Below are 24,897 nucleotides of genomic sequence, written 5' to 3'. Positions count from 1 at the left end.
CATGCGTCTCCTCCTCCTGCGACACGGCCAGACCCCCTCCAACGTGGCGGGGCTGCTCGACACCGGTGCCCCCGGGCCCCGGCTGACCCCGCTGGGCGAGCAGCAGGCGGCCGCCGTCCCGGCCGCGTTGCGGGAACGGCGGATCGACGCCCTCGCGGTGTCGTCGCTGGTGCGGACCTCGGACACCGTCGGCCCCCTGGCCGCCGCCCGCGACCTGCGCCCCACGGTGCTCGACGGCCTGCGCGAGGTGGAGGCCGGCGCCCTCGAGATGTCGTCCGACCTCGCCGACCACCACACCTACCTCGAGACCGTGTTCGCCTGGTCCCGCGGCGACCGGTCGCGACGCATGCCCGGCGGGCCCGACGGCGACGCGTTCCTCGCCCGGTTCGACGACTCGGTCGCCGCGCTCGCGGCGCGCGACCACGACGTCGTCCTCGCCGTCTCCCACGGCGCCGCCATCCGCTCGTGGTCCGGCGCGCGCGTCCGCGGCCTGGACGTCGAGGAGCTGGCGCACACCCCGCTCGCGAACACCGGCCTCATCGAGGTCGAGGGGGACCCGGGGTCCGGCTGGCGGCTGGTGGACTGGCACCGCGAGCCCGTCGGCGGCGCGCTGCTCGACGCGGTCGTCGCGCACGACCCGACCGGCGAGCCGGTCGACGACTGACGGGTCCGTCACGCTCACCGCACCAGGCCCGCGGCGAGCGTGACGAGCATCCCGAGCCCCAGGAGCACGAGGAAGCCGCCGGCGGCCCTGGTCAGCCACGGCAGCAGGCGGGCCAGGCGCGCGAGCGCCCGCTCGGAGCCCAGCGCGACGGCGACGAACAGGTCCCACGCCAGCACGACGGCGACCATCCAGGCGCCGTAGAGCGCGCGGGTGCCGGGCGACGCGGCGGTGAGGGTGGCGGCGAGGCTGACGTAGAACAGCGCGTTCTTCGGGTTGAGCAGCCCGGACGCGAGCCCGAGGCCGAGGTTCCGCGTCCACGAGCCGCGGCCGAGCCTGGCCGGTGCGGCGAGCTCGACGTCGACCCGGGCGCGCACGAACGCGATCCCCATGACGACGAGGAACACGCCGCCGGCGCCCTGGACCACCAGGAGCGCCGCCGGGTTCGTGATCGCGGACAGCCCGCCGAACGCCACCGCGACGAAGACGCCGTTCGCGCAGGCGATCCCGACGCACGCGCCGCTGGCGCTGCGCCAGCCGCTGGTCATCGTGGTGCGGGCGATCAGGAAGAAGTCGGCCCCGGGGATCAGCAGGGCGAGGAAGTGCGCGACGGCGACGGCGAGGAACTGCTCCATGCGGGCATGCTCGGGCGAGCCCGCCGTCGCGGTCTTGGACGAAATTGCACCTGGACGGACCGGGCGCCGCCGCCCGCCCGAGGGCAGCCGCCCGGCGCGGCGTCAGCGCCGGTAGGCGCCGGGGGTGGCGGCCACGTGGGCGCGGAACACGCGGTGGAAGTGGCTCTGGTCGGCGAACCCGAGCGCGTGCGCGGTCTCGGCGAGCGGCCTGCCCGCGCGCAGCATCGCCCGCGCGGCGGTCACCCGGTCGTTGTGGCGCCACGCCACCGGGGTGAGCCCGGTGGCCCGCTTCATCGTCCGCACCAGCGCGTACCGGTCCATCCCCGCGACGGCGGCCAGCTCGTCGAGCGCCGGGTTCGACGCGTCGTCGTGCAGCCGGGCCAGCACCGGTCGCAGACGTTCCAGCAGCGCGTCGTCCGTGGTGGGGGCGATCCGGCGGTGGGGCGGCGTCGTCGCGCACGTGCGCAGGGCCTGACGGAGCGCCTCCTCGACCCCCGCGGCGTCCACCCGTCTCCCGTCGCCGGGCGCGAACAGCAGGTCCTCCACGGCGCGCACCCGGTGGTAGGCGCCGGGGGCGCGCAGGACGGTGATGCCGGTCAGAAGGGCGTCCGCCCCGGCCGGCAGCAGGCCCGCGACCCAGTCCTGGTCGGCGTGGATCATCCCGTACTCCCAGCGACCCCGGTCGGGGTTGCAGGAGTGCACGTGACCGGCGGGCACGAGGATCACGTCGCCGGCGGAGAGCGGCAGGGGAGCGCCGTCCGCACCGGTGAACGTCGTCGTGCCGGCGTCGATCAGTCCGACCGAGAACCGGTCGTGCGAGTGCAGGCGGTAGCACGCGGCGTCCTGGCAGGACCGTCGCGCCTCCAGCTGCGGCAGCGCCGCGTCGTGCCAGAACTCGGTCATCGACGCCGACCGTACGGCATCCTGGCGGCCGGCTCGGTCGCCCGCACCCTGCGCGGCCGGCGGACGAGGGGTGCCAGCATGCTCTGCATGACGACGGTGACGCTGCGCCCGATGACCCCGGCCGAGTTCGACGAGTGGCAGGTCGCCCTGGCGGCGGACTACGCGGCGGAGCAGGTCGCGGCGGGCCGCTGGCCGTACGAGGGGGCGGTGCGGCGGGCCCGCGACGAGTCGGCGCAGCTCCTGCCGCGGGGACCGGCGACGGAGGGGATGCTCGTCAACCTCGCCGTCGACGCCGACGGGGAGCCGGTCGGGCGCAGCTGGGTGGCGCTGGACCCGCCGCACACCACGGCGGGGATCGCGTTCCTCTACGACATCGAGGTCGTCGAGTCCCGGCGCGGTCAGGGCCTGGGGCGTGCGCTGCTGGCCGCGACGGAGGAGGCCGCCCGGCAGGCCGGCGCCACCGCGCTGGAGCTGAACGTCTTCGGCCGCAACGCCGCCGCCGTGTCGCTCTACGACTCCGCCGGGTACGCCGTCGTCACGCAGCAGATGCGCAAGGCGCTCTGAGGCGGGCGCCCGGGAGCACGTGGGTGCTCAGGGGCGCGGGCGCAGGTCCATGCCCATCACGGTGCGGACGGGGACGGCCCCGGTCGTGTCGTCGGCGACGTGCTGCATGCCGAGCTTCTCGGCGACCCGGCGGGACGCCGCGTTGTCGGGGTGGACGATCGCCACGAGCTCGCGCGCCCTCAGGGTGTCGCGTGCGAAGTCGCGGCACGCGGCGGCGGCCTCGGTCGCGTACCCGCGCCCCTGCAGGTCGCCCCGGACGTGGTAGCCGACCTCGAGCCGGACCTCGGCGCCGACGCGCTGCCACGTGAGCCCGCAGTCGCCGACGAAGGTGCCGTCGAGGGTCTCCAGCAACCAGAGCCCGTACCCGTGGCGGGAGTAGTTCTCCTCGTTCCAGGCGATCCACGCCGCCGCCTCGGCGCGGGTCTTCGGGGCGGGGTAGTACGCCATGACGTCGGGGTCGCCGAGGAGCGCGGCCATCTCGTCGAGGTCGTCCGCGCCCATCGCGCGGAACCTCAGGCGGGCGGTGGGCGGGGGCGTCCTGTCGCGGGTCACCTGGCGATTCTCGTCGGGACCGTACTCCGCGCGACACTGGGGGGAGCACTATCTGCCAAGACGAGGAGTACCAGGTGCCCCAGGGAACAGTCCGATGGTTCGACGCCGACCGAGGGTTCGGCTTCATCGACCTCGGGAACGAGGCCGAGGACCTCTTCGTGCACGCGTCCGAGATCGTCGGCGAGGACGGGCCGAAGCAGCTCCGCGAGGGTCAGGCCGTCGAGTTCGAGGTGGGCGAGGGCGACCGCGGCCCCCAGGCGCGCCGCGTCCGTGTCACGGGCGAGCGGTCCGCCGACGCGCCCGTGGGCGTGCTCGGCACGGTCGCCTGGTACGAGCCGGCCAAGGGGTACGGCTTCGTCACGCCCGACGACGGTCGTGGCGAGATCTTCGTGCACAGCTCGGCGATCGTCGGGGGCGGGGTGATCTCCGAGGGCCAGCGGGTGGCGTTCATGGTCGTCGAGGGGGAGAAGGGGCCGCAGGCGGACCACCTGCTCCCGCTCGCCGCGGAGGCGGCGCGGGCGGCCTCCGACGGCGCGGACGGCACCGTGTCCTGGTTCGACGACACCAAGGGCTTCGGGTTCATCGCTCCCGACGCGGGCGGCGGTGACCTCTTCGTCCACGTCAACGCGCTCGGCCCGGGCCTGACCTCGCTGTCCGAGGGCGCGCGTGTGACGTACGACGTCGTCGAGGGCGACAAGGGGCCGAACGCCCGCGACGTGCGGCTCGTGCGCGGCTCCGGCTCGCACGCGGGGCGTGACCGCGACCGCGACCGGGATCGTGACCGTGACCGTGACCGTGACCGCGACCGTGACCGGGGCCGGCCGGGCCGTCCCGCGGCGTCCGGCGGGCCCGTGCGCGGAGGTGAGGGCACCGTCGCGCGCTACGACGCGGACCGCGGCTTCGGCTTCATCACCCCCGACGCCGGGGGTGCGGACCTGTTCGTGCACGTGTCGGTCGTGCAGGGCGGCGAGTACCTGGAGGAGGGCGACCGGGTCCGGTTCAAGGTGCGCCAGAGCGACCGCGGACCGCAGGCCGACCGCGTCGAGCTGATCTGAGCGCCGCGCCGTTCTGGTGGCGACCCTGCTGTTCGCTCACGGCGAACAGCAGGGGCCACCTGGGGGAATATCGGCGCCCCGAGCAAGGTTGAGCCATACAGACTCAACTTTGGCGCCCGCGGTTTGCGAGGCGGGGACGCCGAGATTTACGTTGAGTGCAGTTGACTCAACCTCGGGCGCACAGGCGTCCGGACGTACGCATGGAGGCAGCACATGGCTCGAGCAGTCGGTATCGACCTGGGTACCACCAACTCGGTGGTCGCCGTCCTGGAGGGCGGCGAGCCCACCGTCATCGCGAACGCGGAGGGGTCGCGCACGACGCCGTCCGTCGTCGCGTTCTCCAAGACCGGCGAGGTCCTCGTCGGTGAGGTGGCCAAGCGCCAGGCGGTCACCAACGTCGACCGCACCATCTCGTCGGTCAAGCGCCACATGGGCACCGACTGGTCGGTCGAGATCGACGACAAGAAGTACACCGCGCAGGAGATCTCGGCGCGCGTGCTCGGCAAGCTCAAGCGCGACGCCGAGGAGTACCTGGGCGAGCCCGTCACCGACGCGGTCATCACCGTCCCGGCGTACTTCAACGACGCCGAGCGCCAGGCCACGAAGGACGCCGGCCAGATCGCGGGCCTCAACGTGACGCGCATCGTCAATGAGCCCACCGCGGCGGCCCTCGCCTACGGCCTGGAGAAGGGCAAGGAGGACGAGCTCATCCTGGTCTTCGACCTGGGCGGCGGCACGTTCGACGTCTCGCTCCTCGAGGTCGGCAAGGACGAGGACGACTTCTCCACCATCCAGGTGCGCGCCACGTCCGGCGACAACCGCCTCGGCGGCGACGACTGGGACCAGCGCATCGTGGACCACCTCATCAAGCAGGTGAAGAACAGCGCGGGCGTCGACCTGTCCAAGGACAAGATCGCCCTGCAGCGTCTGCGCGAGGCGGCCGAGCAGGCCAAGAAGGAGCTCTCGTCCGCGACGAGCACCACCATCTCGATGCAGTACCTGTCGATGAGCGAGAACGGCCCCGTCCACCTGGACGAGAAGCTCACGCGCGCGCAGTTCCAGCAGATGACGCAGGACCTCATCGACCGGACCAAGGCGCCGTTCCACGCGGTGATCCGCGACGCCGGCATCTCGGTCTCCGACATCGACCACGTCGTGCTCGTGGGTGGTTCCACCCGCATGCCCGCCGTGACCGAGGTCGTCAAGGAGCTCACCGGCGGCCGCGAGCCCAACAAGGGCGTCAACCCGGACGAGGTCGTCGCCGTGGGCGCGGCCCTGCAGGCCGGCGTCATCGGCGGCGAGCGCAAGGACGTGCTGCTCATCGACGTCACCCCGCTGTCCCTCGGCATCGAGACCAAGGGCGGCGTGATGACCAAGCTCATCGAGCGCAACACGGCCATCCCGACCAAGCGCAGCGAGATCTTCTCCACGGCGGAGGACAACCAGCCGTCCGTGGCGATCCAGGTCTTCCAGGGCGAGCGCGAGTTCACCCGCGACAACAAGCCGCTGGGCACCTTCGAGCTCACCGGCATCGCCCCGGCGCCGCGCGGCGTCCCGCAGATCGAGGTCACCTTCGACATCGACGCGAACGGCATCGTGCACGTGTCCGCCAAGGACCGCGGCACGGGCACCGAGCAGTCGATGAAGATCACCGGCGGGTCGGCCCTCCCCAAGGAGGACATCGACCGCATGGTGAAGGACGCCGAGGAGCACGCCGCCGAGGACAAGAAGCGTCGCGAGGAGGCGGAGACCCGCAACCAGGCCGAGGCCTTCGCGTACTCGATGGAGAAGCAGATCGCGGACAACCGCGACAAGCTCCCCGCCGAGGTCGTGACCGAGGTCGAGGCCGACATCGCCGGCGTCAAGACCGCCCTGGAGGGCGAGGACGCCGACGCCGTGAAGTCCGCGTACGAGAAGCTCGGCGCGTCCTCGCAGAAGATCGGCCAGGCGCTCTACGCCACGGCCGAGCAGGAGCAGGCCGCGGGTGACACCCAGGCGGCCGAGGACGACGCGGCCGCCGCCGCGGGCGCGACCTCCGCTCCCGACGAGGACGTGGTCGACGCCGAGATCGTCGACGACGAGGACGACAAGAAGTGACGGACGAGAACCAGCGGTCGGTCCCCGAGCCCCCGGAGAACTCCGAGGGCTCGGGGGAGACCCCCTTCCAGTTCACCGACAAGCGCAAGGTCGACCCGCAGTCGGGCGAGGCGCGTGCCTCCGAGCCCGCCGCCGCGGGGGAGGGCGACGACCCGCTCGCCGCCCTCGACTTCGAGCCCGAGGGCGAGGCCGCCGAGAGCGCCGAGGTCCTCGCGGCCAAGGCCGAGGCGGCCCAGCACCTGGACGCGCTGCAGCGCGAGCGGGCGTCGTTCACGAACTACCGCAACCGGTCGCTGCGCGACCAGGAGGCGGCGCGGACCCAGGGCACGCAGGACGTGCTCGCCGCGCTGCTGCCGGTGCTCGACGACATCGAGCGCGCCAAGCAGCACGCCGAGCTGAGCGGGCCCATGGCGGCCATCGCGGAGAAGCTCGACGCGTCGCTGGCGCGGTTCGGCATCGAGCGCTTCGGCGCGGTCGGGGAGGAGTTCGACCCGAACGTCCACGAGGCGCTCATGCACAACGTGGACCCCGAGGCGACGGGCACGACCGTCGCGATGGTGGTCGAGCCCGGTTACCGCATCGGCGAGCGGGTCGTCCGAGCCGCCCGCGTGGGCGTCGTCGGCCCCGAGTGACACCACCCGCGAGATCGACCTGCCCGTCGTGAGACAGACCCTTCGAGGGCCGCTCTCACGACGGGCGGGTCGATCTCGCGGACAATGACAGGAAGGAGGGCGTCGTGACAGGTCAGGACTGGATCGAGAAGGACTTCTACTCCGCTCTCGGCGTCCCCAAGGACGCGGACGACGCGGCCATCAAGAAGGCGTACCGCAAGCTCGCGCGCCAGTACCACCCGGACCAGAACCCGGGAGACGCGTCGGCGGAGGCGAAGTTCAAGGAGATCGGCGAGGCGTACGCCGTGCTGTCCGACTCCGAGCAGCGCCAGCAGTACGACGCCGTGCGCGCCATGGCCGGAGGCGGTGCCCGCTTCGCGGCAGGCCCGGGCGGCGGTGGCGGCAACGGGTTCGAGGACGTCTTCGGCTCGATGTTCGGCGGCGGCGCCGGCCCGAACGTGCGCTACCAGCAGTACCCCCAGGGCGGCGCGGGCGGCGGAGGCTTCGAGGACATCCTCAGCTCCATGCTCGGCGGCCAGGGCGGCTTCCGCAGCGGCGGCCGGCAGCGCGCCGGCTTCACGACTCCGCAGAAGGGCCCGGACGTCGCGGCCGAGACCACGCTGCCGTTCCGCACGGCGGTGGAGGGCGCCACCGTCGAGTTCACGGTGGACGGCCGCAAGGTCAAGACCAAGATCCCCGCCGGCGTGAACGACGGCCGCAAGCTGCGCATCCGCGGCAAGGGGCGTCCCGGCTCGGGCGGCGGCGACGCCGGCGACCTCGTGGTCACCGTGCACGTCGCGCCGCACCCCGTCTTCACGCTCGACGGCGCGAACCTGCGCATGACGGTCCCCGTGACCTTCGCGGAGGCCGCGCTGGGCACGACGGTCGAGGTGCCGACGCTCGACGGGCACACCGTGCGGCTCAAGGTGCCGGCGGGCACGCCCACCGGGCGGGTGCTGCGGGTCAAGGGCCGCGGCGTGAGGACCACGAAGACGCAGGGCGACCTGCTGGTCACGGTCCAGGTGGCCGTGCCGCAGAAGCTCAGCAAGAAGGCGAAGGAGGCGCTCGAGGCGTTCGCCGCCGAGAGCGACCACGAGGACGTGCGGGCGGGGCTCGCGCAGCGCGCGGCGGAGTGACGCCGCGGCGAGGCGCGGGCTGACCGGCCGGAGGCACCGAGCGAGGGAGGTAGCGATGGTCACCGAGGACGCGCCGGTGCTGACCGTGTCGCAGGCGGCCCGGCTCGCCGGCATGCACCCGCAGACGCTCCGGCAGTACGACCGCCTCGGGCTGGTCACGCCGCGCCGGACCCCCGGGCGCGGCCGCCGCTACTCCCAGCGCGACGTGGCACGCCTGCTCGAGGTGCAGCGGCTCGCGCAGGTGGAGGGCATCAACCTCGCCGGGATCCGACGGATCCTCGACCTGCAGGAGCACGTCGCCCAGCTCGAGGGCCGGCTCGCGGCGCTCGCGATGCAGCCCGGCGGCCGGGTGTTCACGGCGGGCTCGACGGGCGACGTCGTCGTCGTGCGCCGCGGCCAGCGCGTGCGCCGCGCGGAGCGGTCCGACCTCCGGGCCGACATCGAGGCCGAGGAGGGCGCGCTGGTGCTGTGGCGCCCGCACCGCCGCGGCTGACGTCTTTTCGCAACGCAATTCTTCGCTAATTCATGGTGCAATAGGTAAGGTATTCCTTATTCGATACGCCGTGAATTCGATCCCGCATTCGCTGTGCATTTCCGTGCGAGAGGAATATCGTGGTCGAAGGCGGCGAGAGCCGGCGTCGAGCGGCGAGGAGCGCACCATGAGCACGCTGATGGAGATGCCCGAGGTCACCGAGTGCACCGTCGAGGGCTGCGGCTACAACCACGACCACGGCTGCCACGCCGGGGCGGTGACGATCGCGGGGCACAGCGGCGACGCGGCGTGCGCCACCTTCATCCCGCTGAGCGCGAAGGGCGGCCTCGAGAAGGTCGTCGCCCACGTGGGCGCGTGCCAGCGCGGCGACTGCGTCCACAACACCGACCTCGAGTGCGCGGCGTCGGCCATCCGCGTCGGCCCCGGCCCGGACGACGAGAGCCACGCCGACTGCCTCACGTACGCCCAGCACTGACGCGGCACCTGACCGGGGCCGTGCCGGGCCGGTACGGCTAGCGGGCCAGCTGCGTCAGCAGCTCGACGGCGGCGGCGTGCGACGTCGGGAGGCGCTCCACCCACACCCGGGTGGGGCGCCTCAGCGCGTCTCCGAGGCCCATGAGCGCGGCGTTGCGCTCCACCACCCCGCGGGTGGCCTTGGCCAGGTCGGGCACCCCCGTGTCGCGCCGCGCGAGCACGACGAACACGCCGTCGGTGAGGGCGGCCATCGGGTGGCCCTCGCCGTAGACCTGCTCGAGGGCGCGGCCGACGGTCGCGGAGCGTGCGGCGCGGTCCCACGGGGCGAGCCCGTCGACGGCGACGTCGACGACGACGAGGCAGTGCGTGTCCGGCACGTCCTGGTCGGCGCCGACGGCGGCGCCGTAGGTCTCCCGCAGCCGCTCGGCCAGGTACTCGCGGGTGGGGAGCCCGGAGCTGGGGTCGCGCAGGGCGCCGAGCGCCGGCTCGGCGTCGCGGCCGCGCACCCACCCGACGGCGACGGCGCGGACCGCGTCGGGGTCGGCCGGGTGGTGGGCGGAGCGGTACAGGCACTCGAGGTCGTCCAGCGTCTCGCCCAGGCCGACGCCGGCCCGTCCGCGCGCGGCGCCGAGCCGGTGGGCGGCGGCGTGGGGGGACCGGCCGTCGTCGAACGCCTCGACGAGGGCGTCCACGGCGGGGTGGTACCAGTCGTCCGGACGCAGCCATACCTCGGCGAGGCTCGTCGCGCGCCAGCGGTCGATCACGTCCGAGACGTGCTCGGGCGCGTCGGGGGGCCCGCTCGTGGACCGGTTCATGATGAAGGGACCGCCATGGGCAGCCATCATGACGCAGTTGTGGCCGACTTTCATCGGTAGGTGCCCCGGGATAGCCCTCTCCGCTGCCTGAGGCACGGAATCCCGCGGATCTCGGCCCAAAGTTCACCCCGCGAGCAGGTGCTCCCGGCGCGTAAAGTACGGGGGTCTGCGTGTGGCCTTCGCGCAGCATCGGGTGCAGAGCGAGGTCGGCCATGACGGACGTCTACGTGGGGTCGGACGACTCGGCGCGCAGTGACGCCGAGCTGATCCTCGACGTGCGCGGTGGGGACCTCGAGGCGTTCGGGGCCCTCTACACCCGGCACCTCCCGGCGGCGCGGGCCGTGGCCCGGCAGTACGTCCGGTCGGCGGCCGACGCGGACGACCTGGTCTCCGAGGCGTTCCACCGCGTGCTCGACGTGCTCCAGCACGGCGGCGGCCCGGACGCGACGTTCCGGGCCTACCTGCTCACCGTGGTGCGGCGCCTCGCCGCCGACCTCGCGCGGGGCGTGAAGCGCACCCGCCCGACGTCCGACGACGGCACGTTCGAGGCCGCGCTCGGCCTGGTCGACCCCACCGACGTCGCGACGTTCGAGGGCTTCGAGCACTCCGTCGTGAAGAACGCCTACCAGGCGCTGCCGGAGCGCTGGCAGGCCGTGCTCTGGTACACGGAGATCGAGGGACGCGCGCCGGCAGAGGTGGCCCCGATCCTCGGCCTGACCCCCAACGGCGTGTCCGCGCTCGCCTACCGCGCCCGGGAGGGGCTGCGGGTCGGCTACCTGCAGGAGCACCTCACGCACGCGCCCACCGACGGCTGCCGGGTGGTGAACCCGCTGCTCGGCGCGTACGTGCGCGGCGGCCTCGCCCGGCGCGAGGTCGCGAAGGTCGACGCGCACCTCGAGACGTGCGGGGAGTGCCGGTCCCTCGTGCTCGAGCTCGGGGACATCGCGCACGGCATGCGGGCGGTCGTGGCGCCGCTGATCGTCGGGATCGCGGGCCTCGCCGTCGTGGGAGCGCTACCCATCGGTGGCGCCCTGGGCGGGGCCGTCGCGACCGGGAGCGTGGGGGCCGGCAGCGCCGTGGGCGCCGGGAGCGCCGGGAGCGTGGGGGCCGTCGCGGGCAGCAGCACGGCCGCGTCGGGCACCGTCGGCACCGCCACGGTCGGAAGCGCGGGCATCACCGGTGGCGCGGGCGTCACGGGAGGGGCCGCCGGCACGACGGCGGCAGCGACGGCGGGCACGACGGCAGGCGCGACCGCCGGCACCACGGCAGCAGGTGCCGCCACGGCGACCGCCGCCACCGCGGGCACGACGGCCGCCGCGACGGCGGGCACGGCCGCCGCGGTCGGCACGGCGAGCGTCGCCGCGGCGGCGAGCGCGGTCGCCGTCGCGACCGTCGGGGTCGTCACGGTGCTCAACGCGCTCGGCGGCGGCGACGAGCCGCCGGCGGTGCCGCCGGCGCCGGTGACCGTCCAGGGCGCACCCTGGACCCCGCCCGGGGAGCAGCCCGGCGAGGGTGCGGTGCAGCCCGCCGAGGACGATGCCGCCGACCCGCCGGAGCCCACCGCCGACCCGACGAGCCCGGTCAACCTGCTCGGCACCACGCTCTTCGCCCCCGTCGCGGACCTCACGGTCACGGCCGCCGCGGCGCCGCTCGAGCCCCGCGCGCCGCAGTCCCTGGTTCTCACCGTCGGCAACACGGGGAAGGCGGCGGCGAGCGCGACGGTCGTCGAGGTCGCGCTGCCGGACGGCGTCGACCTGGCGACGCCGCAGGCGCCGGCGGGCGCGGCCCTCGGCGACGTGCTCGCCGCCGACGCCCTGTCGTGCACCCCGGGGGACACCACCGGGAGGACGGCGCGCTGCACGGTCGGCACGCTCGAGCCGGGCGCGACCCGCGACGTCTCGGTGCCGGTGCGCGCCCACTCCGGCGGCAGCTACGCGATCGGTGTCGCGGTCTGGGCCGACGGCGTGGGGCGGGAGAACATCGCCCTGCCTCCCACCACCGTGCGGCCCTACGGCGCGGAGCTCACGGCCTCGAGCGGCGACGCCGTCCCGGTCTCGAACCCGGGCGCGGCCTGGGTGCCCGTCGCGGTGCGGAACACCGGCGACCAGCCGGCCGCCGCCTGGTCGGTGCAGCTGGGCGTGCCCGCGGGGCTGCGGCCGGTCACGACCGACGGCGACCTCGTGTGCGTGCCCGGCACGGGCGACTCCGCGGCCGGCGCCGTCTGGACCTGCGTGGCCCGGCCCGACGCAGCGCCGCTGGCGCCGGGCGAGCAGCGGACGGTCCGGCTGCGCGTCGTGGCGGACGGCTCCGCCGCGCCGGGCCCGATGACGGTCTCCGCCGCACCCCAGCTGCCGGGATCCCCGCACACGGTGGGCGGCAACGCGGCGGTGACGGTGGCGCAGTCGTGGGCGGGCGCGGCCTCGGGGGCGCGCGCGGTCGAGGCCCGCTGCACCGCCGTCGGCGGCGTGAGCACGGCCTCCTCCGTGGTCGAGGGCACGTACGTCAACCTCACCGACCAGAGCCTTGCGGTGCGGCTCGACGCCGCCGGCGACACCGCCGCGGCGGCGCAGGAGGTCGCGCCCGGCGCGTCGGTCACCGTGCAGGTGCCCGACGGGCTCCGGGTCCCCGCGGGCGCCGCCACGTGGACGGTCGCGACGACCCTCGGCGGCGAGACCTACCGCACCACCGTGCCCGCCGGGACGCACGGTTCCGCGGAGTGCTACGACCCGAGCTGGGCCGTGTCGAAGTCCGCCGAGACCGTGAACGTCGACGGCCGTCTGCAGGTGCGCGGCACGCTGACCAACACCAGCGACGAGTCGATGCGGGTCGGGATGACCGCGGCCGGCGTCAGCACCGAGCAGAAGCGGCTCGCGCCGGGGGAGAGCGCCACCTTCGTCGCCGCCACGGACCGCTCGTCGCTCTCCGCGGGCGCCGCCGAGTTCCAGCTGTACCGCTGGGTGGCCGACCGCGACGGCGACGAGCCCGCGCAGGGCGTGGTACCCGCCGTCGCCCCGACGGCGTCGTACGCCGCTGCGACGCTCGCGCCCGCCGTCGGCGGGCCGGTGACGCTCGCCGCGACCGAGTGCCGGTTCGACGAGTCCGCCGACACGTCGTGGCGCACCGTCACCGTCCCCGTGGACAACAGCGCCTCCACGCACGCGGTGCGGTTCGCGGTGGCCGACGGGGCGGGCGACGGTCGTGCCGCGACGGTCGCGGCCGGCGCCACGGGCACCCTCACGGTGTCCGTGCCGTGGGGCACCCGCAGCCTGGCGGTCACCGCCGACGGGCGCGACCTCGCCACGGTGGACGTGCCCGGCTTCGAGAGCTGCGCCACCGTGACCTGGCCCGGGTCGGTGGACGTGGCCGTCAGCACGCGGTGCGTGGAGGACCGCGCCCAGGTGGTGGTCGACGTGCGCAACGGTGGCGGTGTGCCCTGGACAGCGCGCCTCGCGGGCGGCGGCGACGACACCTCCGTCGAGCCCGGCTCCGGCGCCAGGCTCACGACGGCTCCCGCAGGGCTGACGGCGGAGGCCGGCCACGTCACGGTGCGACTCTCCCGCGAGATCGAGCAGCGCACGCGGTCGGTCGAGCGGACCTTCGAGCACGACGCCGTGTCGTGCGTCGTCGTCGACCCGCAGGCGCGGCTGGACCCGGGTGCCGTGCAGGTGGAGAAGGAGCGCGGGCGCTCGACGTCCACCCGGTCGGTGTCGGTGGTGCTGGACAACACCGGCTCCTCGGTGCCGCAGGACTTCGCGGTGCGCGGTTCGAACGGCGCGTCCGTCGACGTGACCGTGCCCGCCCGGCAGAGCCTGACCGCTGACGGCGGCACCGTGCGGGGGCGTGACGGCGCCACCTACACCGTGGGCGCCGGCGACTGGTCCGTCGAGCTCGCCGTCGAGCCCTTCACGGGCACGACCGGCTGGTGCGCCGCCCGGGTCCGCTGGGGCGGCGGGTACGAGGTGGGCGACGTCGCCTCGTGGCACGGCGCGAACTACCGCTACGTCGGGCGCGGTGCCCAGGAGAAGGCCGAGGAGAAGGCCCAGGAGAAGGCCCAGAAGCGCCAGGACGGGGACCGCGGCCGGGGCCACGGGTGGGGCCGGGCCTGGGAGCGGGTCGGGGACTGCGAGTACCGCTGAGCCGGTCCCCGGGACGTCCCGGGCCGGGACGCGTCAGACGATGCCGTACAGCCGGTCCCCGGCGTCGCCGAGGCCGGGCACGATGTACTTCTGGTCGTTGAGCCGCTCGTCGACGGCGGCGACGACGATCTGGACGTCCACCCGCGAGCCGATCGCCTCCTCGAGGACCTTCAGCCCCTCGGGCGTGGCCAGCAGGCACACGGCGGTGACGTCGCGGGCGCCGCGCTCCAGCACGTAGTCGATGGCCGCGACGAGCGTGCCGCCGGTGGCGAGCATCGGGTCGAGCAGGAAGACCTGCCGGTCGGTGAGGTCGTCGGGCAGGCGGTTCGCGTAGGTGACGGCCTCGTACGTGGACTCGTCGCGCTGGAGGCCGAGGAAGCCGACCTCCGCCGTCGGGATCATCCGCGTCATGCCCTCCAGCATCCCCAGCCCGGCGCGCAGGATCGGCACCACGATGGGGCTCGGGTCGCTGAGGCGCACGCCCGTGGTCGTGGTGACCGGGGTGCGGATCTCCTTCGGCTCCGTGCGCACGTGCCGCGTCGCCTCGTAGGCGAGCAGGGTCACGAGCTCGTCGACGAGGAGACGGAACGTCGCCGACGGGGTCTTCTCGTCGCGGAGGACGGTGAGCTTGTGGTCCACCAGCGGGTGGTCGGCGACGTGCAGGCGCATGGCCCCACGGTACCGGCGCGAGGGCCCGGGGCACGTCCCGCGGCTAGCCTGGGCCCTGTGACGTCCGACGCCGCCCCCGGCCCCGCAGGCTCCGGCCTCGCGCTGCCCTGGGCGGACGGCGAGTTCCCGCCGCACACCGTCAGCCGGCGTCGTGCGGTGTGGGACGCGCTCATGGGGCTGGCGCTGCACGAGGCGTCGCACGCGCTGGCCAGCGACGACGTGCCGGTGGGCGCGCTCGTCGTCGACGCGGACGGCCGGCTCGTCGGGCTCGGGCGCAACCGGCGCGAGGAGACCGGGGACCCGACGGCGCACGCCGAGGTGCTCGCGCTGCGGCAGGCCGCCACCACGCGGGGCGAGTGGCGGCTCGAGGGCTGCACGCTCGTCGTCACGCTCGAACCGTGCGTCATGTGCGCGGGCGCGCTCGTCGCGGCGCGCGTGCAGCGGCTCGTCCTCGGCGCCTGGGACCCGAAGGCCGGCGCCACGGGCTCCGTCTGGGACCTCGTGCGCGACCAGCGCGCCAACCACGCGGTCGAGGTGGTCGGCGGGGTGCGTGAGGACGAGTGCGGGGGAATCCTGCGAGACTTCTTCGAGTCCCGCCGCTGACGACGACGCGCGTGCGGGCCGATGAGTCCCCACGACGACGGAGGTCAGCAGGGCATGGACACGACGGCACCCCTCTCGGACGCGGCGGAGGGCACGACGACGGCGCCGACCCTCGCGGACTACGCCCGCCACAGCGCCTTCTCCGACCCGGGCCCGCACGCCGACCTGCTCCGTGCCGTCGGCCCGGACCCGGCGAGCGCCGGCGCCGCGGCGTGCGCGACGATCGTGCACTACCGCGCCGGGAACCCGGAGCTCACCGACGAGCAGTCCGCGGACATCGACCGCCGCTGGCTGTCCTCGATCCTCGACGGCGCCGTCGCCCGGCAGGCCGGTCCGCTGGCCGCGCCCCGCGACCACGCCCGGCAGGTGGCCGGCTGCTGCCGCGACCACACGCTGTTCGCGCTCGGGGTGCTGCGCCAGCACGGCGTGCCCGCCCGGTCGCGGATCGGGTTCGCGGGGTACTTCGAGCCGCCGTTCTTCCACGACCACGTGGTGGTGGAGCACTGGGCCGAGGGGGAGGACGACGGCGCGGGGCGGTGGGTGCGCTGGGACCCGGAGCTGACCCCGGACGGGCCGTGGGACTTCGACGTGCGCGACATGCCGACCGGGCCGGCGTCGCCGTTCCCCACCGCGGCGGAGGTGTGGCAGGCCATCCGCGCCGGGGAGGTCGACCCGGCGTCGTACGGCGTCGCGCCGGGGATCCCTGAGCTGGGCGGCCGGGACTTCGTGCGCGGCTACGTGCTGCTCGAGCTGGCGCACCGGATGCGCGACGAGGTGCTGCTGTGGGACGTGTGGGGCGCGACGCCCGACGACGTCCCCGGCGTCACCGAGCTCTGGGCGCACGAGGCGCGGGCGGACGGCGCCGAGCCGTCGTCCGAGCCGACGTCCGACGAGCTGGACGCGCTGGCCGACGAGGTCGCCGCGCTGCTCGTGGCGGCCGACGCGGGGGACACCTCGGCGGAGGCGGCGCTCGCGGACCGCTACGCCGGCCGGTGGGCCGCGCGCGGACGGGTCACGACGCTCTCGCCCACCGGGAGAGTCGGGATCACGGACCTGGCGAGCCGCACCACGCGGTGGGCCGCGACCTCCTGACGCCACCCGACCCGTCCGGCATCCCGCGCGCCCCGGCGGGCCGCGCGTGAGCATGGGCAGATGGCCGACCCCGGAAGCTCCGCGTCCGCCGCCCCGTCGTCACCGGCCCGCACGGGCCCGATCGCCGGGACGCCCGACCAGCCCGTGCTGCGCCGCATCGCCGCGCTGCTCGCGCCGTACAAGGCCCAGCTGGTGCTGGTCGCGGTGGCGGTGGTGGCGGCCGCCGCGCTGACGAGCGTCGCGCCGTTCCTCACCCGCGCGGTGTTCGACGACGCGCTGTTCCCGACCGACGCCGCGGGCCAGGTGGGCGAGCCCGACCTGAGGCTGCTCGCCTGGCTCGTGGCCGGGCTGGTGGCGATCCCGATGGTGAGCGCGCTGATCGGCGTCGGGCAGACGTACCTCACCACCCGGATCGGCAACGGCGCGATGGCGGACCTGCGCGTGGCGCTGTTCGAGCACCTGGAGAAGATGGAGCTCGCGTTCTTCACCTCCACCCGCACCGGCGACATCCAGTCGCGGCTCGCGAACGACGTCTCCGGCGTGCGCAACGTGCTCACCTCGACGGCGACGTCGATCCTGCAGAACGTCGTCACGGTGGCCGCCGCGTTCGTGTCGATGCTGCTGCTGAGCTGGCAGCTGACGATCATCACGCTGGTGCTCATGCCCGTGTTCGTGGTGATCCAGGTGCGGGTGGGGCGGCGGCGCAAGCGGCTCCAGCGCCGCACGCAGGAGTCGCTGAGCGAGATGACGGCCATCACCGAGGAGTCGCTCGGCGTCTCGGGCGTGCTGCTGGCGAAGGTGTTCAACCGGTCCGACGTCGAGGTGGCGCGCTACCGGCGGGAGAACCGCCGCCAGACGCGGCTCCAGGTGAAGAACGCGATGACCGGGCAGACGTTCTTCTCGATCGTCTCCACGTTCTTCGGCCTGACGCCGGCGATCGTGTACCTGGTGGCGGGGCTGCTCATCAACGGCGGCACCCTCATCGGCGGGGAGGTGCTCACCGCCGGCACGATCGTCGCGTTCACGACGCTGCAGTCGCGGCTCCAGCAGCCGCTCGTGGGCCTCATGCGCGTCACGCTCGACGTGCAGACGTCGTTCGCGCTGTTCTCGCGGCTGTTCGAGTACCTGGACCTCGAGCCCGCCATCACCGACCGGCCGGACGCGCGGGTGCTCGACAAGGCCGCCACGCGCGGCGAGGTGGAGCTGCGCGACGTGTGGTTCCGCTACCCCGAGGCGCGGGACGTCTCCGCGCCGCCGGCGCGGCCGGGCGGCGGACCGCGCCCCGCCGGGCGACGGTCCGGGCGCGGGTACCGCGCGCTCGAGGTGCCCGTCGTCGCGACGCTCACCGACCCCGCCGCCACCTACGTGATGTCCGCGGCGTCGGCGCCCGGGCTGGCCGCGGCGGTGCCCGTCGAGGACGACCCGCCGTCGCAGGACCGCCCGGCGGGCACGGGCGGCGACGCCGAGGGCTGGGCCCTGCAGGGCGTGTCGCTGCGGGTGCGGCCGGGCCAGCTCGCCGCGCTGGTGGGGCCCTCGGGCTCGGGCAAGACGACGCTCACGTACCTGGTGCCGCGGCTGCACGAGGTGACGCGGGGCGCGGTGCTGGTCGACGGCACGGACGTGCGGGACGTGACGCTCGGCAGCCTCGCCGACGTCGTCGGGATGGTGACGCAGGAGCCGTACCTGTTCCACGGCACGATCACGGAGAACCTGCGCTACGCGCGCGCCGACGTCACGGACGCGGAGATCGTGGAGGCGTGCCGCGCGGCGAACATCCACGACCGGATCATGAGCTTCGCCGACGGGTACGAGACGGTGACGGGGGAGCGGGGCTTCCGGCTGTCGGGCGGGGAGAAGCAGCGGCTGTCGATCGCCCGTGTGCTCATCAAGGACCCACGGATCCTCATCCTCGACGAGGCGACGTCGGCCCTCGACACCGCCACCGAGCGCCTCGTGCAGGGGGCGCTGGAGCGGGCGATGGCCGACCGCACCACGTTCGCTGTCGCGCACCGGCTGAGCACGATCATGAACGCCGACGTGATCTTCGGGATCGCCGACGGCCGTCTCGTCGAGCACGGCACGCACGCCGAGCTGCTGGAGCGCGGCGGGCTGTACGCGCGGCTCTACGCGGAGCAGTTCGGCGGCGGCACGGTGGAGGCGCGGCTCGAGGACTGCGTGCGGTTCGCCGACGGGACCACGATCCCGCGCCGCGGCGTGCACCCGCGCCCGGACGTGCGCGTCTGAGGTCCCGACCGGGACGCGGGCTACAGCGCCGGGACGCGGACGCCGAAGACGTCGCGCAGCGCGCGCCGCGCGGCGTGCCAGCCGCCCATGCCGTGCACGCCGGGGCCCGGAGGGGTCGACGCCGAGCAGAGGTACACGCCTCCGGCCACGCGGTAGGGGTTCGCGCGGGGCGTGGGGCGCGCCAGGATCTGCCACATCGTCGCGGCGCCGGCGGAGATGTCCCCGCCGACGTAATTCTGGTTGTGCTCCGCCATCGCGGCGGCGGGGATCGCGCGTGCACCGACGACGACGTCGCGGAACCCCGGCGCGAAGCGTTCGATCTGCGCGGTGACGGTGTCCGTGACGTCGACGCCGGACCCGGCGGGCACGTGCGTGTACGCCCACAGGGGGCGCAGCTCCCCGTCGCCGGACACGACGCGACGGGACGCGTCGACGACCGTCGGGTCGCTGACCAGGCACAGCGGGTGGTCGGCGTGCCGGCCGGCGGCGACCGCGTTCTCGGCCGCGGCCATCTCCGCCCGGGTGCCGCCCACGTGCACGGTGCCGGCCCGGCCGACCTCCGGGTCCGCCCAGGGCACCGGGCCGGACAGCACGTAGTCCACCTTCGCGGCCGCGTTGCCGTACCGGAACCCTCCCAGCGCGCGGCGCAGGCCCGGCGGGACGGCGGGGCCCAGCACGTCGAGCAGGGTGCGCGGCGTCGTGTCGAACAGGACGGCGCGGGCGGCGGGCAGGTCCGCCGGGGTGCGTACCCGGTGACCCGTCACGACCGAGCCCCCGTGCGCCTCCAGGTCGGCGACGAGCGCCGCCACGATCGCCCCGGACCCGCCGCGCGGCACGGGCCAGCCGCCGTCGAACCCGCGAGGTCGAGGTGAGCGCCCGAGGTCGAGGTCCGGGGCATCGACCTCGGGCGCCCCGCCTCGACCTCGGCGCGCGGGGGTGGCGTGGGCGAGGGCGCCGAGCAGCAGGGAGGTGCCCGCCGCGGACAGCGACGGCAGCCGGGTGATGGTGTGCGCGGCCACGCCGGTGAGCAGCGCGGGCGCGGCCTCGCCGGAGAACCGGCCGTCCCAGGCCGCCGTGCCCTGCTCGAGCAGCGCCAGGGCGAACCGGACGGCGCCGGCCGTGGCCCGCAGGGGCGAGCCGCCGTCGAGCACGCCGGGCGGCACGGACCGGTGGTCGCCCATCGCGACGGCGACGACGGCCTCCCACTGCTCGGCCAGCGGGCCGAGCAGGGAGCGCCAGGCGGCGCCGTCGGGTCCGAGGCGCTCGGCCGTGCGCTCCAGGTCGTGGTACGCCACGGCGGCCCGCCCTCCGGGCAGCGGCTGCGCGTAGGACACCTCGGGCGTGAGGAGCTCGACGCCGTGCGACCGCAGGTCGAACGCGCGGAAGAACGGGGACGCCCACGCCATCGGGTGCACCGCCGAGCACACGTCGTGCACGACGCTGGCGGGCAGCCCCGCGAACAGGTCGCCGTGCTCGCCGCCGGGCTCGTCACCGGGCGCGAGGGTGCGTGCCCCGCCGCCGACGGTCGCGTTGGCCTCCAGGACCGTCACGGGCAGCCCGGCCCGGGCGAGGGTGACGGCGGCGGCGAGGCCGTTGGGGCCCGAACCGACCACGACCGCGTCCAGCATGCTGCCTCCCTCCGGCCGCCGCCGCGTGCCCGCCGGCGTGGGGTTTCCCCACCGTGACGACGTGGGTGCGCTGGCTGTCCGGCCGATCCCTCGCAGCCTAGTCTCGAGGTCATGACCAGCACGGACGCCGCCTCCGGCGGCGTGGACGCCGCCCCGGCCCTGAGCTCGCGGGCCGCGCTGCTGCGTGCGCCGGTCGACCCGGCCACGGGCCGCGCCGTCGCGCAGCTCGCCGTGGGGACGGTGTGGTTGGCGAGCGCCGGCGTGGTCGTGTGGGTGCTGGTTCTGGTGTCGTCGGCCCTCGTGCCGGTCCTCGGTCTCGGGCTGCTCGCGCTCGGCGTGACGCTGCCCGCCGCCCGCTGGTTCGCCGCGCTCGAGCGGGAGCGGCTCGCCGCCCAGACCGGCGTCGTCGTGCCGGGGCCGCCGCTCGGCGCGGCCGGGCTGCCGCGGTCGTGGGCCGCCCTGCGGGGCACGCTGCGCGACGGGCGGGCGTGGGCGGCCGCGGGGTACGCGTTCGTCGCGATGCTCCTGTCCGTGGCCTTCCTCGCCGCGGTCGTGGCCCTCGTCGCGGGCGCGGTCGCGCTCGTCGTCGTGATGGCGCGCGGCGGGGTCGGCGCCGTCGGCGGCGAGGCCGGCATCGCGTGGCCGGTCGCGCTGGTCGGCGGCGCCGTCGGCGCGGTGCTGCTGCTGTGGCTCGGGGCGGCCGTCGCCCAGGCGGGCACGGCCCTCGTCCTGGCGCTGGCGCGGGCGTGCCTCGGCCCGTCCGCGACGGACCTCGCCCGGGCCCGGGCACGCGACGCGGAGCACGCGGCGACGGCGGCGGCCGAGCGGGCCGCCGTCCTCACCGAGACGCGGTCCCAGGCCGTCGCGGCCGCCGACGCCGAGCGGCGGCGCATCGAGCGGGACCTGCACGACGGCGCCCAGCAGCGGCTCGTCGCGCTCGGGGTGGAGCTCGGCGTCGCCCGCCGGCTCGCCGACCGCGACCCGGCCGCGTCCGCCGCGGCCCTCGAGCACGCGCACGGCGAGGTGAAGGCGACCCTCGCCGAGCTGCGCGACCTCGTGCGCGGCATCCACCCCGCCGTCCTGTCCGACCGGGGGCTCGACGCCGCCCTGTCCGCGCTGGCGGCGCGCAGCCCCGTGCCCGTGCGGGTCGAGGCGTCCCCCGACGTCGCGCGGGCCGGCTCCGCGGCGCAGGCCGCGGCCTACTTCGTCGTCGCCGAGGCGCTGACCAACGTGGCCAAGCACGCCGACGCGCGCTCCGTCCGGGTGCGCGCCGACGTCGTGGACGACGGTGCGGGCGACGGGTGGAGCGACGGCGCCCGACTGCGCGTCGTCGTCGAGGACGACGGCCGGGGCGGCGCGGAGCCGTCGCCCGGCAGCGGCCTCGCCGGGCTGCGCGGGCGGGTCGCCGCGCTCGACGGCGTCTTCGACCTCGACAGCCCGCCCGGCGCGGGCACCCGACTGACCGTGGAGGTGCCGTGCGCATCGTGATCGCCGAGGACTCCGTGCTCCTCCTGGACGGGCTGACCCGGCTGCTCGCCGCCGAGGGCCACACGGTGACCGGCCACCGCACGGCGGACGAGCTCGTCGCCGCCCTGTCGCGGCCCGGCGCCGCGCTGCCCGACCTGCTCGTCACCGACGTGCGGATGCCGCCGTCGCACACCGACGAGGGTCTGCGCGCCGCGCTGCACCTGCGCAGCCTGCACCCGGACCTGCCGATCCTCGTGCTGTCGCAGTACGTGGAGCAGCGGTACGCGTCCGAGCTGCTGGCCCGCGGCGCGCACGCCCTCGGGTACGTCCTCAAGGACCGGGTGGCCGACGTCGACGCGTTCCTCGACGCCGTCGACCGCGTGGCCGGCGGCGGCACCGTCATCGACCCCGAGGTGGTCACGCAGGTCATCGCCCGCAGCCGCCGCTCCGACCTGGACCGGCTCACGCGCCGCGAGCGGGAGGTCCTCGCGCTCATGGCCGAGGGCCGCTCCAACACCGCGATCGCGGACCGCCTCGTCGTCGGGATGCCCGCCGTCGAGAAGCACGTCACCAGCATCCTCACCAAGCTCGGGCTGCCGCCCGACTCCGACGACAACCGCCGCGTGCTCGCCGTGCTGCGGTGGCTCGACGAGAACGGAGCACGACCATGACCTCCACCGGACCAGCCACCGGACCAGCCACCGGACCAGCCCCCGTGCCCGCCCCGCCGGCCCCGCAGGAGCCGCACCGCGGCCCCGTCGGGCGCGCGCTGCTCGTCACCGGCGTCGTCGTCGGGCTGCTCGCCGTGGCCTGGGGCGCGCTGTTCCTCGTGGACCGGGCGGTCGCGACCACGACCACGCAGCACGAGACGTACGCCGCGGTCGGCACGGTCGAGCTGGTCGCGGACGGCGACGTGACCGTCAAGGCCGCCGACGGCGGCGGCACCGGCGGGAGGGTCGAGGTCGACCGGATCGCGCACCAGGGCCTCACGAGCCCCACGTACCGGGTCGACGACGGGGCCGACCGGCTGGTCGTCACCCACGAGTGCCGGCGCTGGCAGTGGATCCCGGGCCGGTGCGCGGGGGAGCTCGCCGTCACCCTCCCCGCCGACACGACGCTGGTGGTGCGCACGTCCAACGGGGACGTCGTGGCCGCGGGCGTGGTGGGAGACACGGAGCTGCGGTCGAGCAACGGCGACGTCGCGGGGTCCGCCACCGGGCGCCTGGACGCCGGCTCCAGCAACGGCGACGTCCTCGTCGACCGGGCCGCGGGCGACGTCGTCGCGGCGTCGTCGAACGGGTCGATCGAGGTGACGGGGGTCGAGGGCAGCCTCGACGCGGACACCAGCAACGGCCGGGTCGACGTCTCCGGCGTGACCGGCGACGTCCGGGCCGAGTCCAGCAACGGCGACGTCACCGTCGTCGGGGACGGCGAGCCCGTGCGGCTCACGATCGAGACGTCGAACGGGGAGCAGACCACCGAGGGGCCCACGGACCCGGACGCCGACCGCGCCGTGGAGGTCCGGTCGTCCAACGGGGACGTCGCCTACCTGGTGCGCTGACGCGGGCCTGATGCGGGCCTGATGCGGGCCCGGCGTCGCCGCGCGGCGGATATCGTCGTCGGCCATGGGGATCTTCTCGCGCCGGACGCCGGCCCCGTCCGGCCCTGCCGAGCCGTTCGCGCTGCTGGTCGACACCGTCTTCGCCGTCCCGACGCGGGGCCACGTGCTCACCGGCACCGTGACGTCCGGGCGGGTGCGCACCGGCCAGGCCGCGGTGCTGCACCTGCCGACGGGGGAGCACGCCGTGACCGTCACGCGGATCGACGTCCGGCGCCGCAAGGCCGACGTGGCCGAGGCGGGTACCGAGGCCGCCGTCTACCTCGGCGGGCTGGGGCGTGGTGCGCTGCCGGTCGTCCCGGGCGGCGACGGCAGCCTGATCGACGCCGAGGGCGTCAGGGGCTCGCGGCTGGTCGCGGCCCGGTAGCCGCAGCCCGTCGCCGTCAGAGCCGGTCGGCCAGCGCGACGAGGGTCTCGGTGACGCCGTCGTCCACCTTGAGCGTGGCGAGCGGGTCGCCGCGCGTCTCGCCGCGGTTGACGATGACCACCGGCTTGTCGGCCTTGGCCGCGTGCCGCACGAACCGCAGGCCGCTCATCACGGTGAGCGACGTGCCCGCCACGAGCAGGGCGTCGGCGTCGTCCACCAGCGCGTACGCGCGCTGCACCCGCTCGCGCGGCACGTTCTCGCCGAAGTACACGATCTCCGGCTTGAGCACCCCGCCGCAGAACTCGCACGCGGCCGGGACGAAGTGGCTCGTCTGCTCGATGACGGCGTCCGCGTCCGGCGCGGTCTCGATGTCCGCGACGGTCGCCCCGTCGTCGAGCACCGACTCGACGAAGCCCGGGTTGAGCGCGTCCAGCCGTTCCGCGAGGTGCGCGCGGCTGATGACGCGCCCGCACTGCAGGCAGATCACGCGGTCGTAGCGGCCGTGCAGGTCGATGACGTGCCGCGAGCCGGCGTCCTCGTGGAGCAGGTCCACGTTCTGCGTGATGACGCCGCGCACCACCCCGCGCCCCTCCAACCGCGCGAGGGCGCGGTGCCCCGCGTTCGGCTCCGTGCGGTGCACCACCTGCCAGCCCACGTGGTTGCGGGCCCAGTAGTGGCGGCGGAACGCCTCGTCGGCGACGAACTGCTGGTACGTCATCGGCGCGCGCTTCGGCGAGTCCGGGCTGCGGTAGTCCGGGATGCCCGAGTCGGTGGACACGCCCGCGCCCGTCAGCGCGGTGACCGTGCTGCCCTGGAGCAGGCGGACCGCGTCGTCGATCGTGCCGTGGTGCACGACGGCGTCGGGCGGGAGCTCCCACCGCCGGTCCTGGTACGTCGGGGCGAGCGGACGGGGCACGGGTTGCACGCCTTCGAGCGTACGACGGCGCGGCCGGGCCCACCCGGTCCCGCGAGGTAGCACGAGGTCCCGAGAGGTAGTCCAGATCCCGCCGAGGTAGTTCTGACGCGAGCTCGGGACTACCTCGGCGGGATCTGGACTACCTCGGCGGGATCTGGACT

23 protein-coding genes are annotated in these 24,897 nt (G+C 75.2%); 16 read left to right on the top strand and 7 right to left on the bottom strand.

Annotated elements, in window-relative coordinates; all coding sequences use genetic code 11:
* Window position 1 precedes the first annotated feature (1 nt).
* Entirely contained in the window at window positions 2–664 is a 663-nt protein-coding gene (locus ACFQ8Y_RS08645; RefSeq protein WP_430585213.1) for a histidine phosphatase family protein, read from the top strand.
* A gap of 14 nt (window positions 665–678) precedes the next feature.
* On the opposite strand, the gene ACFQ8Y_RS08640 is transcribed toward ACFQ8Y_RS08645, so the two are convergent.
* Together ACFQ8Y_RS08640 and ACFQ8Y_RS08635 are read right to left on the bottom strand one after the other, a co-directional pair.
* Window positions 679–1,296 carry a LysE family translocator gene (locus ACFQ8Y_RS08640; RefSeq protein ID WP_430551422.1) on the bottom strand — a complete coding sequence of 206 codons (618 nt, stop codon included), beginning with the start codon at window positions 1,294–1,296 and terminating at the stop codon, window positions 679–681.
* Between the two features lie 102 nt (window positions 1,297–1,398).
* Window positions 1,399–2,199 carry an AraC family transcriptional regulator gene (locus ACFQ8Y_RS08635; protein WP_430563346.1) on the bottom strand — a complete coding sequence of 267 codons (801 nt, stop codon included), beginning with the start codon at window positions 2,197–2,199 and terminating at the stop codon, window positions 1,399–1,401.
* Window positions 2,200–2,286: 87 nt separating this feature from the next.
* Here ACFQ8Y_RS08635 and ACFQ8Y_RS08630 point away from each other — a divergent pair, with 87 nt between their 5' ends.
* Window positions 2,287–2,763: a GNAT family N-acetyltransferase gene (locus tag ACFQ8Y_RS08630; RefSeq protein WP_430585212.1), complete on the top strand. Its 477-nt coding sequence runs from the start codon at window positions 2,287–2,289 to the stop codon at window positions 2,761–2,763.
* A 27-nt stretch (window positions 2,764–2,790) separates the two neighbouring features.
* Here the strand turns inward: ACFQ8Y_RS08630 and ACFQ8Y_RS08625 are convergent, their stop codons facing one another.
* Window positions 2,791–3,264: a GNAT family N-acetyltransferase gene (locus ACFQ8Y_RS08625; RefSeq protein WP_430585258.1), complete on the bottom strand. Its 474-nt coding sequence runs from the start codon at window positions 3,262–3,264 to the stop codon at window positions 2,791–2,793.
* A gap of 125 nt (window positions 3,265–3,389) precedes the next feature.
* On the opposite strand from ACFQ8Y_RS08625, the gene ACFQ8Y_RS08620 reads away from it, so the two are divergent.
* The 6 genes from ACFQ8Y_RS08620 (at window position 3,390) to ACFQ8Y_RS08595 (ending at window position 9,182) form a co-directional block, all read left to right on the top strand.
* Entirely contained in the window at window positions 3,390–4,370 is a 981-nt protein-coding gene (locus ACFQ8Y_RS08620) for a cold-shock protein (RefSeq protein WP_430585211.1), read from the top strand.
* A 213-nt stretch (window positions 4,371–4,583) separates the two neighbouring features.
* Window positions 4,584–6,467: a molecular chaperone DnaK gene (dnaK, locus tag ACFQ8Y_RS08615; protein ID WP_430551418.1), complete on the top strand. Its 1,884-nt coding sequence runs from the start codon at window positions 4,584–4,586 to the stop codon at window positions 6,465–6,467.
* Entirely contained in the window at window positions 6,464–7,099 is a 636-nt protein-coding gene (grpE, locus tag ACFQ8Y_RS08610; RefSeq protein WP_430585210.1) for a nucleotide exchange factor GrpE, read from the top strand. The genes dnaK and grpE overlap by 4 nt, the downstream gene beginning before the upstream one ends.
* Before the next feature lie 104 nt (window positions 7,100–7,203).
* On the top strand, window positions 7,204–8,214 hold the full coding sequence (locus tag ACFQ8Y_RS08605; protein WP_430585209.1) for a DnaJ C-terminal domain-containing protein: 1,011 nt from the start codon (window positions 7,204–7,206) through the stop codon (window positions 8,212–8,214).
* 55 nt (window positions 8,215–8,269) lie between these two features.
* Complete coding sequence (locus ACFQ8Y_RS08600; protein ID WP_430551415.1) at window positions 8,270–8,707, top strand: heat shock protein transcriptional repressor HspR; 438 nt, start codon at window positions 8,270–8,272, stop codon at window positions 8,705–8,707.
* A gap of 166 nt (window positions 8,708–8,873) precedes the next feature.
* Window positions 8,874–9,182, top strand: coding sequence for a DUF1540 domain-containing protein (locus ACFQ8Y_RS08595; RefSeq protein WP_430551414.1), 309 nt, complete (start codon window positions 8,874–8,876; stop codon window positions 9,180–9,182).
* Between the two features lie 37 nt (window positions 9,183–9,219).
* Here the strand turns inward: ACFQ8Y_RS08595 and ACFQ8Y_RS08590 are convergent, their stop codons facing one another.
* Complete coding sequence (locus ACFQ8Y_RS08590) at window positions 9,220–10,026, bottom strand: hypothetical protein (protein ID WP_430551413.1); 807 nt, start codon at window positions 10,024–10,026, stop codon at window positions 9,220–9,222.
* Between the two features lie 182 nt (window positions 10,027–10,208).
* Between ACFQ8Y_RS08590 and ACFQ8Y_RS08585 the strand changes: the two genes are divergently transcribed.
* Window positions 10,209–14,132 carry a sigma-70 family RNA polymerase sigma factor gene (locus tag ACFQ8Y_RS08585; protein ID WP_430585208.1) on the top strand — a complete coding sequence of 1,308 codons (3,924 nt, stop codon included), beginning with the start codon at window positions 10,209–10,211 and terminating at the stop codon, window positions 14,130–14,132.
* Between the two features lie 33 nt (window positions 14,133–14,165).
* Here the strand turns inward: ACFQ8Y_RS08585 and upp are convergent, their stop codons facing one another.
* Complete coding sequence (gene upp / locus ACFQ8Y_RS08580; RefSeq protein ID WP_430551411.1) at window positions 14,166–14,801, bottom strand: uracil phosphoribosyltransferase; 636 nt, start codon at window positions 14,799–14,801, stop codon at window positions 14,166–14,168.
* Between the two features lie 57 nt (window positions 14,802–14,858).
* Between upp and ACFQ8Y_RS08575 the strand changes: the two genes are divergently transcribed.
* From ACFQ8Y_RS08575 to ACFQ8Y_RS08565, 3 genes are read left to right on the top strand one after another with little or no spacing between them, the layout of a single operon-like run.
* The gene (locus ACFQ8Y_RS08575) at window positions 14,859–15,404 is read left to right on the top strand and encodes a nucleoside deaminase (protein ID WP_430551410.1); all 546 of its coding nucleotides are present in this window, start codon (window positions 14,859–14,861) and stop codon (window positions 15,402–15,404) included.
* 54 nt (window positions 15,405–15,458) lie between these two features.
* On the top strand, window positions 15,459–16,496 hold the full coding sequence (locus tag ACFQ8Y_RS08570) for a hypothetical protein (RefSeq protein ID WP_430585207.1): 1,038 nt from the start codon (window positions 15,459–15,461) through the stop codon (window positions 16,494–16,496).
* A 60-nt stretch (window positions 16,497–16,556) separates the two neighbouring features.
* Window positions 16,557–18,740 carry an ABC transporter ATP-binding protein gene (locus ACFQ8Y_RS08565; RefSeq protein WP_430585206.1) on the top strand — a complete coding sequence of 728 codons (2,184 nt, stop codon included), beginning with the start codon at window positions 16,557–16,559 and terminating at the stop codon, window positions 18,738–18,740.
* A 20-nt stretch (window positions 18,741–18,760) separates the two neighbouring features.
* Here ACFQ8Y_RS08565 and ACFQ8Y_RS08560 read toward each other — a convergent pair whose 3' ends face one another.
* The gene (locus ACFQ8Y_RS08560) at window positions 18,761–20,368 is read right to left on the bottom strand and encodes a phytoene desaturase family protein (RefSeq protein WP_430585205.1); all 1,608 of its coding nucleotides are present in this window, start codon (window positions 20,366–20,368) and stop codon (window positions 18,761–18,763) included.
* A 111-nt stretch (window positions 20,369–20,479) separates the two neighbouring features.
* Here ACFQ8Y_RS08560 and ACFQ8Y_RS08555 point away from each other — a divergent pair, with 111 nt between their 5' ends.
* From ACFQ8Y_RS08555 to ACFQ8Y_RS08540, 4 genes are all read left to right on the top strand, one after another.
* Window positions 20,480–21,856: a sensor histidine kinase gene (locus ACFQ8Y_RS08555; RefSeq protein ID WP_430585204.1), complete on the top strand. Its 1,377-nt coding sequence runs from the start codon at window positions 20,480–20,482 to the stop codon at window positions 21,854–21,856.
* On the top strand, window positions 21,844–22,506 hold the full coding sequence (locus ACFQ8Y_RS08550) for a response regulator (protein ID WP_430551405.1): 663 nt from the start codon (window positions 21,844–21,846) through the stop codon (window positions 22,504–22,506). The genes ACFQ8Y_RS08555 and ACFQ8Y_RS08550 overlap by 13 nt, the downstream gene beginning before the upstream one ends.
* 44 nt (window positions 22,507–22,550) lie before the next feature.
* The gene (locus tag ACFQ8Y_RS08545; RefSeq protein ID WP_430585203.1) at window positions 22,551–23,396 is read left to right on the top strand and encodes a DUF4097 domain-containing protein; all 846 of its coding nucleotides are present in this window, start codon (window positions 22,551–22,553) and stop codon (window positions 23,394–23,396) included.
* 64 nt (window positions 23,397–23,460) lie between these two features.
* Window positions 23,461–23,820, top strand: a complete 360-nt coding sequence (locus ACFQ8Y_RS08540) for a hypothetical protein (RefSeq protein ID WP_430585202.1) — start codon at window positions 23,461–23,463, stop codon at window positions 23,818–23,820.
* Between the two features lie 16 nt (window positions 23,821–23,836).
* Here ACFQ8Y_RS08540 and ACFQ8Y_RS08535 read toward each other — a convergent pair whose 3' ends face one another.
* On the bottom strand, window positions 23,837–24,745 hold the full coding sequence (locus ACFQ8Y_RS08535; RefSeq protein WP_430551402.1) for an NAD-dependent protein deacetylase: 909 nt from the start codon (window positions 24,743–24,745) through the stop codon (window positions 23,837–23,839).
* Window positions 24,746–24,897 lie beyond the last annotated feature (152 nt).

Origin of the sequence: Isoptericola sp. NPDC056605, assembly GCF_042792795.1 — a bacterium.
Classification (GTDB): Bacteria; Actinomycetota; Actinomycetes; order Actinomycetales; family Cellulomonadaceae; genus Isoptericola.
Note: the sequence above shows the minus strand (reverse complement) of the source record. Positions and strands in the feature narration are given on the sequence as shown.